A 454-nucleotide genomic window follows, 5' to 3' on the forward strand; every position below is an offset into this window, starting at 1 on the left:
ACACCACCAAAACAGGGGTAGTCAACATACAACAAACCAATTATAGGACTACCACACAAAACAATATCATAGAGCATTATTATACAGAGAATGGGAAAGAGATCCCAACCTCTTATTTAGGCGGATCATCACTCCCACTCTCAATAAAATTCACATTCAATAATAACGCTGAATACCTTTTGCAACAAGCCGCCACTATCATGCAAGTCCTTATTACTCAAAACCCCCATGTGCAAACGAGCAATGGCGGTAAAGCGTGGGGGTTGAGTTCTACGCCTGGGAATGTAGTGGATATTTTTGGTCCTTCTTTTAACGCTATTAACGAGATGATTAAAAACGCTCAAAGCCTTTTAGAAAAAACCCAACAGCTTAACGCTAATGAAAACACTCAAATCACGCAACCAGAAAATTTCAACCCCTACACTTCTAAAGACACAGGGTTTGCTCAAGAAAT

General features: G+C 39.9%; 1 protein-coding gene. It reads left to right on the forward strand.

What is annotated here, in order from left to right; all coding sequences use genetic code 11:
* The coding region (locus tag BZK24_RS08340) for a SabA family sialic acid-binding adhesin (protein WP_341537519.1) at window positions 1-454 on the forward strand (454 nt) is incomplete at both ends.

Origin of the sequence: Helicobacter pylori (genome assembly GCF_001998165.1) — a bacterium.
In the GTDB taxonomy this organism is placed as follows: Bacteria; Campylobacterota; Campylobacteria; order Campylobacterales; family Helicobacteraceae; genus Helicobacter; species Helicobacter pylori_DL.